This is a genomic window from Streptomyces rapamycinicus NRRL 5491 (genome assembly GCF_024298965.1).
Lineage (GTDB): Bacteria > Actinomycetota > Actinomycetes > Streptomycetales > Streptomycetaceae > Streptomyces > Streptomyces rapamycinicus.
The window spans coordinates 488,320-501,407 of the sequence record NZ_CP085193.1 but is presented as its reverse complement, the minus strand read 5'-3'; the positions used below and the strand labels follow the sequence as shown (position 1 = coordinate 501,407).

The window sequence follows — 13,088 nt, the reverse complement described above, 5'->3', positions numbered from 1 at the left end:
GGAACCACCGCCCGGTGAACCCTCCCGGCCGGAGCACTGGGGAAGCTCGCGGCGAGGAGGTGTCATGGGCCGCTTGCCGAGTGGTGCTTGGCCCAGCCGGTGGCGGTCACCACCTCGCGCGCGATGTCTACGACGGCACGCCCGTCCGTCGCCACCCGTACGGTCTCCGCGGTGGCCCGCTGGTCCAGCAGCCGTGCCTTGCGAGCACTGGCCTTCAGTTCCCGCTCCAGCTCCGAGCCGAGTTCCCGGCGCACCAGCCGCTCCCGGGCGGTGGCATCGGAGGCGGTGAGCAGAACCCGTACGATCCGTGTCCCCGTTCCCATGGCGCGCTCGAACATTCCCGTGGACTCAGGCAGCACGCTCACGGTGTTGGTGTAGATCAGCCGGCGGTAGCCACGTCGGGCGTAGTTCGCCCACACCGCCGTCAGATTGCTTTCGGCGACTTCCGAGCAGTGGGGATCTCCCTCCGGGGCCGGATGGACCTGCCCCATGAAGTCGCCGTCGATGACCGCGTGCGAGACGGCCGCGGCCCGCAGTACGGCCGATACCTCCCACCCCACTGTCGTCTTGCCGACTCCGGCCCGCCCTCCGATGAGCAGTACTTCCGCGTGATCCATGGAGGCAGCCTGCCAGCTCAGATCCGTCTGAGGCGATCCGATATCGGTTGGCCGTGTATCTCGGTGCGGGAGTCGTTTCGAGGTGAGTGCGGGAGCCGGCGGCTCATGGGGTCTGCTCGCCTCCGGTGAACATGCTGATCAGGCCGTGAGGTGCGTCGTCGCCGTAGAACAACTCGTGGACGTAGCTGCCTTCGGTGGCGGCCGCAGCGCTGCGGGGGAACATGGCCTGCTCGTATCCGGTGAGCGCGGTCGCGACGTCGTCGGGGTGTGCGGCGAGGGCCTTGCCGAGTTCTGAGGCGTCGTACATGGCCAGGTTGGCGCCCTCGCCGTTGGGGAGCGAGAGGTGGGCGGCGTCGCCGAGCAGCGTCACCCCCGGCATCCGCTCCCACCAGTGCTCGACGGGCAGGGCGAAGAGGGGGCGCGGCACCGGGACGGTGTCGCCGTCGGTGATCAGCGCGGTGAGCTCCGGTGCCCAGCCGGTGAACTCCCGCGCGATCCGTGCGGTGGCCACGGCGGAATCGGTGAAGTCGATGTCCGCGAACCAGTCCCGTGGCCGGGCGAGCATCACATAGGTGTGCAGGGTGCCGTCCTTCTCCCGGTGAGCCAGGAATCCCTTGCCCGGCGCGAGCGCGAACAGCGACCCGCCGCCGACCGCTTTCGCGCCGGCCGGGTGGCGGGTGTCGGCGTCGAACAGGTAGGTTTCGACGGCCGACATGCCGATGTACTCGGGGGTGGCGCCGGACAGCAGCGGCCGGACCCGTGACCACGCGCCGTCCGCGCCGACCAGCAGGCCGGTGGTGACGGTGCCGCCGTCGGCGAACGTCACCTCGTGGCGGCCCTCGCCGAGGGCACGGGTCCCACTGACCTTGTGCCCCCACCGGACGGTGTTCGCCGGGAGCGAGTCGAGGAGCGTCTGCCGCAACTCGCCGCGCAGCACCTCGGGGTTGCCACCCGTACCGTCGTCGGCCTTGTCGAACAGGACGGTCCCGTCCCGGTCGAGGACCCGTATCGCCTGGCGACCCTCCAGGACGAGGCCGCGGAACTCGTCCACCAGACCGGCCGCCTCGAGAGCCGGCTGCCCGCTGTCCTCGTGGATGTCGAGCATCCCGCCCTGTGTGCGCGCCGCCGGGGAGGCCTCCGCCTCGTACACGGTGGCCGGGATGCCGTGGACGTGCAGGACGCGGGCGAGCGTGAGCCCGCCGAGTCCGGCACCGATGATCGTGACGTCAGTGGTCATGGTGGTCCCTTGCTGTCGTACGCCTGCCGGATGGGCGCCCGGCAGGATCTCTTTGGAAAGGTTCCAGGCCTCGCCGACCGACCACCGACAACGGACCGACAGCCACCGATGTGTGACCGACACCGTGGCTCTTCCGTCCGATCACCCAGCTCAAGGCACTGACCGGGAGGGCGTCCGGCCCTCTCGCGAAGCGATGGGCCGGGGGCGGTTATGGTTCCATCAGCCCGGCGCCACTACCGGACGCGTCGGCAGGAATCCGGACGGGGAAACGCGCCGGGCGGTCTCGCGCCGCTCGGCCGACCGCGCGCAGGGGGAAAGGCACATCACGATGACGAGCGGTGACAGCGGTGACACCGCGGCACTCGACGACCCGGTGGGCGAGTCGCTGCGCGGCCGCCACGCGGGCCTTGGGCGCCGACTCGGCCGGGCCGCCACCTACCTGCCGGGAGTCGCGACCTTCTCGGCGGTACCGGCCGACGCGGACGCGGCGGACTGGGCCGGTCTCGCACGGCTCCTCGGACGGGACGCGTTCGCCGACATGTTCAGCTGCCAGGCGTCCCCTCCGCCGGACTGGGAGCAGGTTTTCGTCCTCGAAGGCCGGCAGCTGATCTGGCCCGGCGGCGGCCGCCCCGACCAGCCTGCTTCGGCGAACGGCACCGACGTGGCCGAACTGGGCGCGGCCGATGTGCCCCAGATGCTCGACCTGGTCGCACGGACCCAACCGGGACCGTTCTGGCCGCGCACCGTCGAACTCGGCACCTACCTCGGCATCCGGGAGGGCGGCAGACTGGTGGCCATGGCGGGCGAACGGCTCCGGCCCCCGGGATGGACCGAGATCAGCGCCGTCTGCACGGCCCCCGAGGCACGCGGGCGAGGCCATGCCGCCCGACTGATCAGTGCCCTCGTCGGCCGCATCCTGGCTCGGAACGAACGCCCCTTCCTGCATGTGGCCGAGGCGAACACCGGCGCGCTCGGGCTCTACGAACGGCTCGGCTTCGCGAGCCGGAAGCACGTGACCTTTCGCGGATTCCGCACTCCCTGACGCCACCGCCACCCGGATCGCGTACACCGTGTCGGCGGCGCCGGGCAATACGGCCCTGAGCGCTCGGCAACCGCACTCACCCGGTGCCCGGGACGGCCACGCGCCGGTCCGCACCTCCGCGAGGCGCCTCGGTCGACGGCCGTCGCGCGCTCGTCGGCAGTCGCCTTTCGCGTCGGACTCGATCCTGACGCCGCTGGGCCGGTGCGGGGTCTGACAGGTACCTGGGGGTAGCCCCAGGCAGCGCCCTGAGGGCAGCGCGTCGGCATGTCAGGGGGTTGGCCGGATGGGCCGATCCGCTCTCCGCTGATGGGATGGTCGTCGACCACCGGCTCCGGGGGCGAAACCGCCGCGCGCCACAGCCTGGGCGTTTCCTGAACGCGCGGGCGGACCTGAACAGAAACGGGGACACCATGCATGTGTCAGGAACGCGTCGGCGAGGCCCACTTGTCCTGTCCGGCCTGGCCGCGGTCCTCCTCGCCGCATCGACCGGACTGACGGCGTCGGCGAAGCCCCAGCAGGCCGATCCGCTCCAACGGCAGGTGGACGCGATCCACGACACCGGAGCCGTCGGCGTGTTCGCCGAGGCGACGTCACCGCACACACGTGACAGCGCACGCGCCGGGACGGCCGAGAGGGGCACCGGGAGGCCGATGCCGCAGAACGGCAGGTTCCGGATCGGCAGCACCACCAAGACCTTCACCGCCACGGTCGTGCTGCAACTCGTCGGTGAGGGGCGAATGTCCCTGGAGGACACCGTCGAGCAGTGGCTGCCGGGAGTGGTCCGGGGCAACGGCAACGACGGCGGCCGGATCACCGTGCGGCAGCTGCTGCAGCACACCAGCGGCATCCCTGACGTCAAGCCGGACATACCCGCGTTGAACAGCGCGGACGGCTATCGAGCCGAGCGGTTCCGCACCTACACCGCCGAGAAGTTGGTGAGGCTGGCGATGCGGCACCCTCCCAACTTCCCGCCGGGCACCGACTGGTCGTACTCCAACACCAACTACATTCTCGCCGCGATGATCATCCACGAGGTCACAGGGCGGAGCTGGGCACAGGAGGTGAACGACCGGATCATCCGCCCGCTGGGCCTGAGGGACACCAGCACGCCCGGGACCTTCCCGGCCATCCTGGGCCCGCACGCCCACGGCTACGCCGCGTTCTCCACCGACACCAGCATCGACGTCACCACGCTCAATCCGAGTATGGCCGTGGGTTCCGGGTCGATCATCAGCACAGCGCACGATCTGAACCGGTTCTACACCGCGCTGCTCGGCGGCCGTCTGCTGGCTCCGGCGCAGCTCGACGAGATGACGACCACCAAGCCCGCGCCCGAGCTGGGCGTGAGGTACGGACTCGGCCTGGGCGAGATTCCGCTCTCCTGTGGCGGCAGCTACTTCGGGCACCTGGGCGAACTGCTCGGCTACCACGCCTGGGGTGGCGCCACCCGAGACGGGACCCGCACCGCCGTGGTGTACGTCACCAGTGACGGCGGCCAGGACACCCAGCAGGCCATGACCACACTCGTCGACCGGGAACTGTGCCGGACCCGCTCCTAGGCGGCCGTGCGGTCTCTTCCAACGCGCGTACGTACTGAGCCTGTCGAAGATATTCCGTTGACTGAGGACGGCCGAGGCACAACACTGTCGCTCTGGTCGGGATCAACGGCATACGTGGGGCGGTGTGCGGTGGCTGGCTCGGACACAGCCCGTGACCTGCAAGTCGAGGAGACCTCGTCTGATCCGTCGCTGTGGACGGCGGACTTCCGGCTCTTCTTCACCGCCCGCACCACCTCTCTGCTGGGCGACGCGATGCTCCCCGTCGCGATCACGGCCGCCGTGATCCGGGCGGGATACGGGGCGAGCGGGGTGGGCTATGCGCTCGCCGCGCTCGTAGCGCCGTTCGCAGCACTGATCATCTTTGGCGGGGTGCTGTCCGACCGCTTCGGCGCCCGACGGCTGATGGTCGTCTCGGACACGGCTCGGCTGTGCTCTCAGGCGGTACTCGCGCTGCTGTTCCTGCTGGGTACGCCGCAGCTGTGGCAGATCCTGGTGCTGCTGGCCCTGATCGGGGCGGGCAGCGCGATCTTCCAGCCGGGAGTCGCCAGCATCACCCCGCGCATAGCCCAGGACGTACAGAAGGCCAACGCCACCCTCCGCATCTCGGAGTCCATCACCGCCGTGATCGGCCCGTCACTGGCCGGCCTGCTGCTGGCGGTCTCCTCACCGGCGACGGTGGTCGCCCTCGACGCCTTGACCTATGGGGTCAGCGGCGCCTGCCTACTCCTGCTCCGCTCGGTCCCGATGGGCCCGGCCGCGCGGGACGTCGACTCGTCGTTCCGCGCCGATCTCGTCGAGGGATGGCGGGAGTTCCGGGCCCGGACCTGGCTGTGGAGCGTCATCGTCGTCTTCATGCTCTGGCAGCTGGCCGGCGCGGGCCCCACCATGACCCTCGGCAACAGCACGCTCGTCACCGACTACGGAACATCGACGTTCGGCTTGGTCATGTCGTCCCTCGGGGCGGGAAGTGTGCTGGGCGGGATCGTCGCGATCAGGTTCCGCCCGCGGTATCCGCTCCGGGCCGGCGCCCTCTCCATGATCCTTTGGACGCTCATGCCGTTGGGGGTCGCTCTCGGCCTCCCCGCACCGCTCATCGCCGGGTGCTACGGCGTGAGCGGTGTGGGCATGGCGTTCTGGATCGTCATGTTCCACACGAGCGTGCAGACGAACATCCCGCAGGACGTTCTCGGCAGGGTGCACGCGTACGACGCGGCCGGCTCGCTGGTGATGAAGCCAGTCGGGCAGGCGCTGGCGGGGCCGCTCGCGGTCGTCGCGGGGACGGCGCCGCTGCTGTGCGTGTCAGCGTCGATGGCGCTCGTCGCCTGCGCCCTGCTGCTGGCCATCCCGGCCGTGCGCGGCCTGAAACGGGTCGAGAGCTAGGGCGTGTCGTTCGGATCATCGGATCATCGGATCGTTGGTCTGATGTGTCGTTGGCTGATGCGCAGTAGTCATGGATCGAGCCGTTGCTCCCGGACCGGTAGCCGATGCGGGGAGGTCGCTGGAGGGATCACCGGGAGGTGATCGACGCGACCGCCTTCGAGTTCCAGACGGGAAAGCGGTGGGTGCGCCTGCCGGAGAAGTACGGCAACTGGCGGGGCGTCTACAACCGGCTGCGGATGTGGGCCGTGGACGGCACGTGGGAGCGGGTGTTCACCGCTCTGATGGCCCAGGCCGACACCGATGAGGACCTCCTCAAAGGCTTCCGCGGCATCGCCACGAGATACGAGAAGACCGCCACCCTACGAAGCAGCGGTCACCCTCGCGTCTTTCCTGCTCTGGGCAAGATCCGTTTGAAGACGGACCCTGGTGCAGTTCGGTTACACAACGGCCGTTCCCTGCGCCACCGATCTGTACAAGGATTCCAGGCATCGACACACTGACCTGGATCAGTCGTCATACTCATCTGGTCCAGCGGGAATGTACGGGGGGATTCCATGCGCCGTTCCATCGCGGCTGCCGCCGCAGTCGTCACGCTCACCGCCACCCTTGTGGCATGCGGGGGTTCGGACGGGAGCAGCGACAAGGCCGGGCCCACGGGGCCCACGAAGGGCGCCGGCTCCAGCAGCACCGCCCAGCCGGCCGGCGAGCAGTCGCCCGGCGCCACCGTCGGCAGCACGCAGGCGCCGGTCGGCAAGCTCGGCGACACCCTGAAGCTGGTGGGGATGGAAGGCAGCCTGAACGGCACGGGTACGATCGGGGCCGACTTCACGCTGGAGAAGTTCGAGAACCACGCCAAGTCGGCGATCGGCGTACTCGAGCCTGCCGCCGGGAACCGCCTCGTGGCCGCCAAGTTCACCATCGTCGAGACCGGCACCGGCACCTACCAAGACTCCGGGTATGCGGAGGCGAACGTCTTCGACGCGAACGGGCAGGGATATCAGGGCAAGGCCGGCACCCCCACCGTCGGTGACTCCCTGGGCCCCAACATGATCATCAAGCCGGGCGAGCGGGTCACCGGCTGGATCGTCTTCGAGGTGCCGAAGGACGCGAAGATCACGTCCGTGACGTACCTGATGGAAAAGGTCGGGCCGGACCCCGAGCGCACGGGCAAGTGGACCCTCGGCTAGGCGGTTTCGTTTGGATCATCGGGCGGACCAGAGAAAGATGCCCGCGATGTGGAGTCCGGCCAGGTAGATGGTGGCTGTCTTTTCGTAGCGGGTGGCGATGCCTCGCCACTGCTTCAGGCGGTTGATGCACCGCTCGACGGTGTTGCGCTGCTTGTAGGTCTCGCGGTCGAAGGCCGGTGGCCTGCCGCCTCGGCTGCCGCGCCGCAGTCGGTGGCCGCGTTGGTCCGCCGGAACGGGGATCACGGCCCGGATGCCGCGGCGGCGCAGGTGCTCGCGGATCGCGCGGGACGAATATGCCCTGTCCGCCAGGACCACGTCCGGTCTGGTGCGCGGCCGGCCATCAATACACCTAGCCGCCGGATGCCGAGTCGGAGTTCAGAACGGCATGTGGCCTCGGGCGCGCCGCCCGGCGGAGCCGCTGCGGCCGACTGCCTTGGAACTGCTGCGGAAGGGTTTGCTGAGGATCCGTCCCAGGAGGCCGGGGGCCTTGCCACCGGCGCGTGATCCGGCGCCCAGGGTGCGTTGGGTGCCGCGTTCAGGGTGCCGGGACAGGCGTGGGACCAGGAAGGCCAGCACGGCCAGAACGACACAGATGCCAACAATGCCGAAAATCATGGCGAAGTACTCCCAGTGTGAGGTGTTTCCACCGGGTACCCCGCGGGCCCGGCTGCATGCCGCTGCGGCCGAGGGTCACGACGTGACCGTGCCGTCGGAGCGCTGATCGTCGTCATCTGGTTCATCCGGCGGGTGGCTGAGTTGTTCACGCAGGTAGTTCCAGATCACTGCGGTCAGTGCGGCGACCGGTACGGCCAGCAGACTGCCCACGATTCCGGCGAGGCTGCTGCCCAGCGTGACCGCCAGCAGGATGACTGCGGCGTGGAGACCGAGGCCGCGGCTTTGGATCATGGGCTGGAACACATTGCCCTCCAGCTGCTGCACCACGACGATGATGGCCAGCGCGATCAGCGCGTCGGTGAGGCCGTTGGACACCAGCGCGATGAGCACCGCGACCGCGCCCGCGAACAGGGCCCCCACGATGGGGACGAACGCGGAGATGAAGGTCAGGACCGCCAGCGGCAGTACCAGTGGTACTCCCAAGGACCACAGGCCGAGCCCGATGAGGATGGCGTCGAGCAGGCCGACCAGCGCCTGGGAGCGCACGAAGGCGCCGAGGGTGTCCCAGCCACGTGCGGCCACGACGGGGATGTCGGTGGCGAGCCGGCCGGGCAGCTGGCGGGCGAGCCACGGCAGGAACCGCGGGCCGTCCTTGAGGAAGAAGAACATCAGCAGCAGCGCCAGGACGGTGGTCATCAGGCCGTCGACCACGGTGCTCACCCCGGTGACGAGCGTGGTGACGATGCTGCCGGTGCTGCTCTGGAGCCGGGCGGCCGCGGTGTCGGAGGCCTTTGCGATCTGGGCGTCGCCGATGTTCAGCGGTGGTCTGGCGGCCCATTGACGTACCTGGTGGATGCCTTCGGTGACACCGTCGGTCAGTTCGCCGGACTGGGCGGCCACCGGTACGGCGATCAGCGCCACGATGCCCGTGGCGGCCAGGAGGAACAGCACGGTCACGACCGAGGCGGCCAGCGCGGGAGGCCACCCGCGCCCGCGCAGAAAGCGGGCCGGGGGCCAGGTCAGGGTCGTGAGGAGCAGGCCGAGGACAAGTGGCCAGAGGACCGGCCACATCCGGCCCAGGGCCCACAGGACCACCGCCGCCATGGCGAGGATCAGAAGCAGCTCAAGGGAGATCCGCGCTGACAGGCGGAGTGCGGCGCGGGTTCTCGTCGGATTCAGCGTGGCAGGCATGGGCCCACCGGTACCCCGTTCGTGCCGTGCTATCGCTGCTCCTGGACGGTGGCGTCAGGGGCGGGGTTTATGGGCGAATACCCATCGGTTGCCCGCTAGTGCGTCGTTCTGTTCGGGGCGTGGGCCGCGCCCGTGTTGGCGGGTGTAGCCGAAGGGGGTCCGGACGACCGTGGTCCAGCCCTTGCCCCTGAGATCGCCCGCGGAGTCGGGTCGCGGCTCCCGGCTGAAGAGATTGAGCAGGTCGATGCCGATCTGGTGTTTCGTCGCGGTGTACAGGGGGCTGTCGCGGTATTCGAGCAGGTCTTTGTCGAGTTTGACCTCGAACGCCAGCGTGCTTCCCTCTGCGCTCAGCCGGTCCACCGTGTGGATGAGGTCCGTCTCGGCGGTGTTGGGCAGGTAGAACAGCAGCCCTTCGGCCAGCCAGGCGCTTGGTGCGGCCGGGTCGAAGCCCGCGTCGGTCAGCGCCGCTGCCCAGTCGGCGCGCAGGTCGACGGGGATCGGTACGCGGGCTGCTTTCGGGGTGGTCGGCAGTCCGCCGAGTACCTTGTGCTTGAACTCCAGCACGCCTTCCCTGTCGATCTCGAAGATCACACAGCCGGGAGGCCAGTCGAGCCGGAACGCCCGTGCATCCAACCCGGCCCCGAGCAGGACCACTTGGCGGGCTCCCGCCGTGCGCACCGACTGGAGGAGGAAGTCGTCGAGGACCCTCGTTCGCAGACCGAAGTAGCGGGCGAAGCGCCCCCACAGCGGATTCGCGTCCCCGTCCGCGACCTGGTGCATGCGCACCGGCCAGTCCGCGGCGGCCGGTGCGGCGTGCACGAAGTGCTCTGCGTAGATGTCCTGTGCCAGGCTGTCGTGGCGGTGGGTCTCGATCGCCCGGGCCGCGGCGACCATGAGAGCGGTCAGGCCGACACCCCCTTCCACGCCTTCCACACCGGTGTTGTGATGCGCTGTGTCGGTCATCGTGATTCCTCCGTGGATACCCCGGCCTTCAGGTCGGGGAGGAAGCGGACTCCTGCGTAGCGGGGCGGGGATTGCCGGTTCGCCGTCAGGGCGGACCGGCGCCCGCTCACACGAACCCGCAAGGAGTCACAAGCTGATCTGCTAGTTTGTGAGTTGTGACACTAACGTGAAGCGAGCGTATCGGTACCGCTTCTATCCGACCGATGCGCAGGTGGCCGAGCTGTCGCGCACGTTCGGGTGCGTGCGGAAGGTCTACAACATGGCGCTCGCGGCCCGTACGGAGGCATGGGCGCGACAGGAGCGGGTCAACTACAACCAGACGTCGGCTCTGCTGACACAGTGGAAGAAGACCGAAGAGCTGGCCTACCTCAACGAGGTGTCCTCGGTTCCCCTCCAGCAGGCGCTCCGGCACCTGCAAGCCGCGTTCACGAACTTCTTCGGCAAGCGGGCGAAGTACCCGCGGTTCAAGTCGCGGAAGAGCTCCCGCAAGAGCGCGGAGTACACCACCAGTGCGTTTCGCTTCCGCGACGGGAAGCTGACCCTCGCCAAGGTGACGGAACCGTTGGACATCGTGTGGTCCCGCCCCCTGCCGGAGAGCGCGAAGCCGTCCAGGGTGACGGTGTCGCAGGACCCGGCCGGACGCTGGTTTGTGTCCCTCCTCGTCGAGGACCCGTTCGTCCAGCCACTGCCCGGCAACGAGAACGCGGTCGGTATCGGTGTCGGCCTCGGCCACCTGCTCACCCTGTCCACCGGCGAGAAGATCGCCAACGCCCGGCACGAGCGCCGCGACCGCCGGCGTCTCTCGCTCGCGCAGCGGCGCCTGGCGAAGAAGGCCCGGGGCGACGGCGCGAACCGGGCCAAGGCCCGCCGCAGGGTCGCCAAGATCCACGCCAGGATCACCGACCGCCGGTGCGACCACCTGCAGAAGCTGACCACTCGACTCGTGCGCGAGAACCAAACGCTCGTGAGCGAGGACCTGACCGTCCGCAACATGGTCAAGAACCGGGGTCTGGCCCGCGCCATCAGCGACGCCGCGTGGACGAAGTTCCGGAGCACGCTGGAGCACAAGGCGCAGTGGTACGGGCGGGAAGTGATCGCGGTTGACCGCTTCTTCCCCTCCTCCAAACTGTGCTCCCACTGCGGCACCCTCGCCGGGAAGCTGCCGCTCAACGTCCGCACCTGGACGTGCGACTGCGGAATGGTCCACGACCGTGATGTGAACGCCGCGAAGAACCTTCTGGCCGCCGGGCCGGCGGTGTCTGTCTGGGGAGCTGGTGTGAGACCTCAACGGGAGTCCTCCCGGATGGGGCAGTCGGCGATGAAGCAGAAACCTCTACGGCGCGAGCCGTAGGAGTCCCCCTCCTTCAGGCGGGGGAGGAAGTCAGTACGCCCGACGCGGGCGGCAGCTTATGGGTGAAAGTCCCTACGAGCAGAGGTGAGACTAACTCGATAGCCGAACGGCAACTGCGTCTCCGTGAGGAGGGGTGGGAAGGAAGCCGAAGGCAAAACCGGGTACCGATGTACAAGAATCGCATTGGAGGCCACGTGTCCAGGGTAAGGCGGCTGATGACGTCGATGCCCGTTCTCACCAAGAATGGCGCGGGGTATATGCGGCGGGCATCCGGGGAAAGTTGTCGTCTTTATTCGGGGAGATCTGTCCGGGTGTCACCTGTAACCGTGTGATGGCGGAGATCGTGACGATCGTCGGGAGCAATCCCGCTGATTTGCCGGGCAGAAGTCAGCAGAGGTCATAGTACCGAGCGGGTAGGCAGCAGGCCGACAAGGGCTCGGGAAGGACTGAACGTTTAGTGGATCGGGGGAAGGGTGTCTGCTCGCCCAGGCCGCAATGACCGCTGCAAGCCTGCTACGGCAGATCCACAGGTGATGGCGCCGGTGCATACGGCCGTCCCGCCTGTGGAGCGCAGCGACTTGGCGGCGCGGCACCGGACCGAAGATCACCGCGAGCCGTCCCTCTGGGAAGTGCTGTTCTCGAAGGAGAACTTGCTCGCGGCGCTCAGGCGCGTCGAGACGAACCGGGGAGCCCCCGGCGTCGATGGGATGACCACGGAGCAATTGCGGCCGTGGATCGCCCAGAACTGGCCCAGGGTATGGGCTGAGCTCGACGTGGGAACATACAGGCCCGCTCCCGTGCGTCGGGTGACTATCCCTAAGCCGAATGGCGGGGAGCGGATGCTGGGTGTTCCGGGTGTGCTGGATCGGCTGATCCAGCAGGCTATTGCCCAGGTTCTGGTGCCCGTATTCGACCCCCATTTCTCGGGGTCGTCGTTCGGGTTCCGTCCGGGGCGCTCGGCTCACCAGGCCGTGAGGGCTGGCCGCCGAGCTGTTCAGGATGGAAACCGATGGGCTGTGGATCTGGATCTTGACAAGTTCTTCGACCGGGTGAACCACGATGCGCTCATGGCGCGGGTGGCCCGCCGGGTGAAGGACAAGAAGGTCCTGAAGCTGATTCGCCGATACCTGGAGGCCGGAATCATGGCCGAAGGGGTGGTCATTAGCTCCGGGGAAGGAACACCTCAGGGTTCGCCTCTTTCCCCGCTGCTTTCCAACATCATGTTGGATGACCTCGACCGTGAACTCTTCAAGCGTGGACACCGGTTCGTGCGGTACGCGGACGATGCAATGATCTTCGTCCGCTCCAAGCGAGCGGCGGAACGGACCCTCGCCTCGGTCACGGGCTTCATCGAGAAGACCCTGAAGCTGAAGGTGAACAAGGAGAAGTCCAAGGCGTGCCCCATCTGGTGGACGTCTCTCCTCGGGTTCGGCTACTACCTCACCAAGGGACAGGTGAAGATCCGGGTCGCTGGGAAGGCGGTCAAACGCCTGAAGAGCACGGTCCGGCGCTACACCTCCCGGACGTGGGGTGTGTCCATGGATCACAGGCTGGACAAGCTCAACCGGTTTACGACCGGGTGGGTGGCCTACTTCGGCCTCGCGGAGTCCGGAAGGGTCTTCCGCGAGATCGACGAATGGACGCGCCGCAGGTTGCGGCAGGCGCAGATGGTGCAGTGGAAGACGTACGAACGTAAACGCCACATGCTCCGGAAGCTGGGCTACGACCCAGAACGGACCGTCGATCGGGGAGAGGTCGTCATCTCGCGCAAGCGATACTGGCGCCAGTCCCGCTCGCACTCGGTCTCGATCGCCATGAACAGCACCTACTGGGCGAGCAGAGGCTACAGATCGTTCACCGACTCGTGGTCCCGCTCGCGTCATCACATCACCTCCTGAGATCAACTGGACGAACCGCCGGATGCGGGCCCGCATGTCCGGTGGTGT

General features: G+C 68.3%; 12 protein-coding genes and 1 pseudogene. 7 read left to right on the top strand and 6 right to left on the bottom strand.

Translation table 11 applies throughout. The features are described 5' to 3' along the window. Nucleotides 1-62: 62 nt before the first annotated feature. Nucleotides 63-617 (bottom strand): AAA family ATPase, encoded by a 555-nt coding sequence (locus tag LIV37_RS02250; protein WP_020865476.1) that lies wholly within the window; start codon nucleotides 615-617, stop codon nucleotides 63-65. 103 nt (nucleotides 618-720) lie between these two features. Next, nucleotides 721-1,854, bottom strand: coding sequence for an FAD-dependent oxidoreductase (locus LIV37_RS02245; RefSeq protein ID WP_020865475.1), 1,134 nt, complete (start codon nucleotides 1,852-1,854; stop codon nucleotides 721-723). A 328-nt stretch (nucleotides 1,855-2,182) separates the two neighbouring features. Here LIV37_RS02245 and LIV37_RS02240 point away from each other — a divergent pair, with 328 nt between their 5' ends. The 5 genes from LIV37_RS02240 (at nucleotide 2,183) to LIV37_RS02220 (ending at nucleotide 7,022) form a co-directional block, all read left to right on the top strand. Continuing rightward, nucleotides 2,183-2,896 carry a GNAT family N-acetyltransferase gene (locus LIV37_RS02240; RefSeq protein WP_020865474.1) on the top strand — a complete coding sequence of 238 codons (714 nt, stop codon included), beginning with the start codon at nucleotides 2,183-2,185 and terminating at the stop codon, nucleotides 2,894-2,896. A gap of 410 nt (nucleotides 2,897-3,306) precedes the next feature. Beyond that, nucleotides 3,307-4,455 carry a serine hydrolase domain-containing protein gene (locus tag LIV37_RS02235; RefSeq protein WP_121826281.1) on the top strand — a complete coding sequence of 383 codons (1,149 nt, stop codon included), beginning with the start codon at nucleotides 3,307-3,309 and terminating at the stop codon, nucleotides 4,453-4,455. 129 nt (nucleotides 4,456-4,584) lie between these two features. Beyond that, entirely contained in the window at nucleotides 4,585-5,835 is a 1,251-nt protein-coding gene (locus LIV37_RS02230; RefSeq protein ID WP_020865472.1) for an MFS transporter, read from the top strand. A gap of 104 nt (nucleotides 5,836-5,939) precedes the next feature. Beyond that, complete coding sequence (locus tag LIV37_RS02225; RefSeq protein ID WP_276063709.1) at nucleotides 5,940-6,335, top strand: transposase; 396 nt, start codon at nucleotides 5,940-5,942, stop codon at nucleotides 6,333-6,335. 54 nt (nucleotides 6,336-6,389) lie between these two features. Next, the gene (locus LIV37_RS02220; protein ID WP_020865470.1) at nucleotides 6,390-7,022 is read left to right on the top strand and encodes a DUF4352 domain-containing protein; all 633 of its coding nucleotides are present in this window, start codon (nucleotides 6,390-6,392) and stop codon (nucleotides 7,020-7,022) included. A 15-nt stretch (nucleotides 7,023-7,037) separates the two neighbouring features. Here the strand turns inward: LIV37_RS02220 and LIV37_RS02215 are convergent. The 4 genes and pseudogenes from LIV37_RS02215 to LIV37_RS02200 form a co-directional block, all read right to left on the bottom strand. After that, a pseudogene (locus tag LIV37_RS02215) lies at nucleotides 7,038-7,361 on the bottom strand (transposase); the annotation flags it as partial. 36 nt (nucleotides 7,362-7,397) lie between these two features. Further along, nucleotides 7,398-7,637, bottom strand: coding sequence for a DUF6411 family protein (locus tag LIV37_RS02210; protein ID WP_020865468.1), 240 nt, complete (start codon nucleotides 7,635-7,637; stop codon nucleotides 7,398-7,400). A gap of 75 nt (nucleotides 7,638-7,712) precedes the next feature. After that, on the bottom strand, nucleotides 7,713-8,828 hold the full coding sequence (locus tag LIV37_RS02205; protein WP_020865467.1) for an AI-2E family transporter: 1,116 nt from the start codon (nucleotides 8,826-8,828) through the stop codon (nucleotides 7,713-7,715). Nucleotides 8,829-8,882: 54 nt separating this feature from the next. Continuing rightward, nucleotides 8,883-9,791, bottom strand: coding sequence for a class I SAM-dependent methyltransferase (locus LIV37_RS02200; RefSeq protein WP_020865466.1), 909 nt, complete (start codon nucleotides 9,789-9,791; stop codon nucleotides 8,883-8,885). Nucleotides 9,792-9,957: 166 nt separating this feature from the next. Between LIV37_RS02200 and LIV37_RS02195 the strand changes: the two genes are divergently transcribed. After that, entirely contained in the window at nucleotides 9,958-11,142 is a 1,185-nt protein-coding gene (locus tag LIV37_RS02195; protein WP_020865465.1) for an RNA-guided endonuclease InsQ/TnpB family protein, read from the top strand. 533 nt (nucleotides 11,143-11,675) lie between these two features. Then, nucleotides 11,676-13,040: a group II intron reverse transcriptase/maturase gene (gene ltrA, locus LIV37_RS02190; RefSeq protein ID WP_121825657.1), complete on the top strand. Its 1,365-nt coding sequence runs from the start codon at nucleotides 11,676-11,678 to the stop codon at nucleotides 13,038-13,040. The last annotated feature ends 48 nt before the right edge of the window (nucleotides 13,041-13,088 follow it).

What these genes read in the sequence shown, in the direction of transcription:
- LIV37_RS02220 (WP_020865470.1), top strand. Translation starts at nt 6,390, where the DNA reads ATGCGCCGTTCCATCGCGGCTGCCGCCGCAGTCGTCACGCTCACCGCC.
- LIV37_RS02205 (WP_020865467.1), bottom strand. Translation starts at nt 8,828, where the DNA reads ATGCCTGCCACGCTGAATCCGACGAGAACCCGCGCCGCACTCCGCCTG.
- LIV37_RS02240 (WP_020865474.1), top strand. Translation starts at nt 2,183, where the DNA reads ATGACGAGCGGTGACAGCGGTGACACCGCGGCACTCGACGACCCGGTG.
- ltrA (WP_121825657.1), top strand. Translation starts at nt 11,676, where the DNA reads ATGGCGCCGGTGCATACGGCCGTCCCGCCTGTGGAGCGCAGCGACTTG.
- LIV37_RS02235 (WP_121826281.1), top strand. Translation starts at nt 3,307, where the DNA reads ATGCATGTGTCAGGAACGCGTCGGCGAGGCCCACTTGTCCTGTCCGGC.
- LIV37_RS02210 (WP_020865468.1), bottom strand. Translation starts at nt 7,637, where the DNA reads ATGATTTTCGGCATTGTTGGCATCTGTGTCGTTCTGGCCGTGCTGGCC.
- LIV37_RS02250 (WP_020865476.1), bottom strand. Translation starts at nt 617, where the DNA reads ATGGATCACGCGGAAGTACTGCTCATCGGAGGGCGGGCCGGAGTCGGC.
- LIV37_RS02245 (WP_020865475.1), bottom strand. Translation starts at nt 1,854, where the DNA reads ATGACCACTGACGTCACGATCATCGGTGCCGGACTCGGCGGGCTCACG.
- LIV37_RS02225 (WP_276063709.1), top strand. Translation starts at nt 5,940, where the DNA reads ATGCGGGGAGGTCGCTGGAGGGATCACCGGGAGGTGATCGACGCGACC.
- LIV37_RS02200 (WP_020865466.1), bottom strand. Translation starts at nt 9,791, where the DNA reads ATGACCGACACAGCGCATCACAACACCGGTGTGGAAGGCGTGGAAGGG.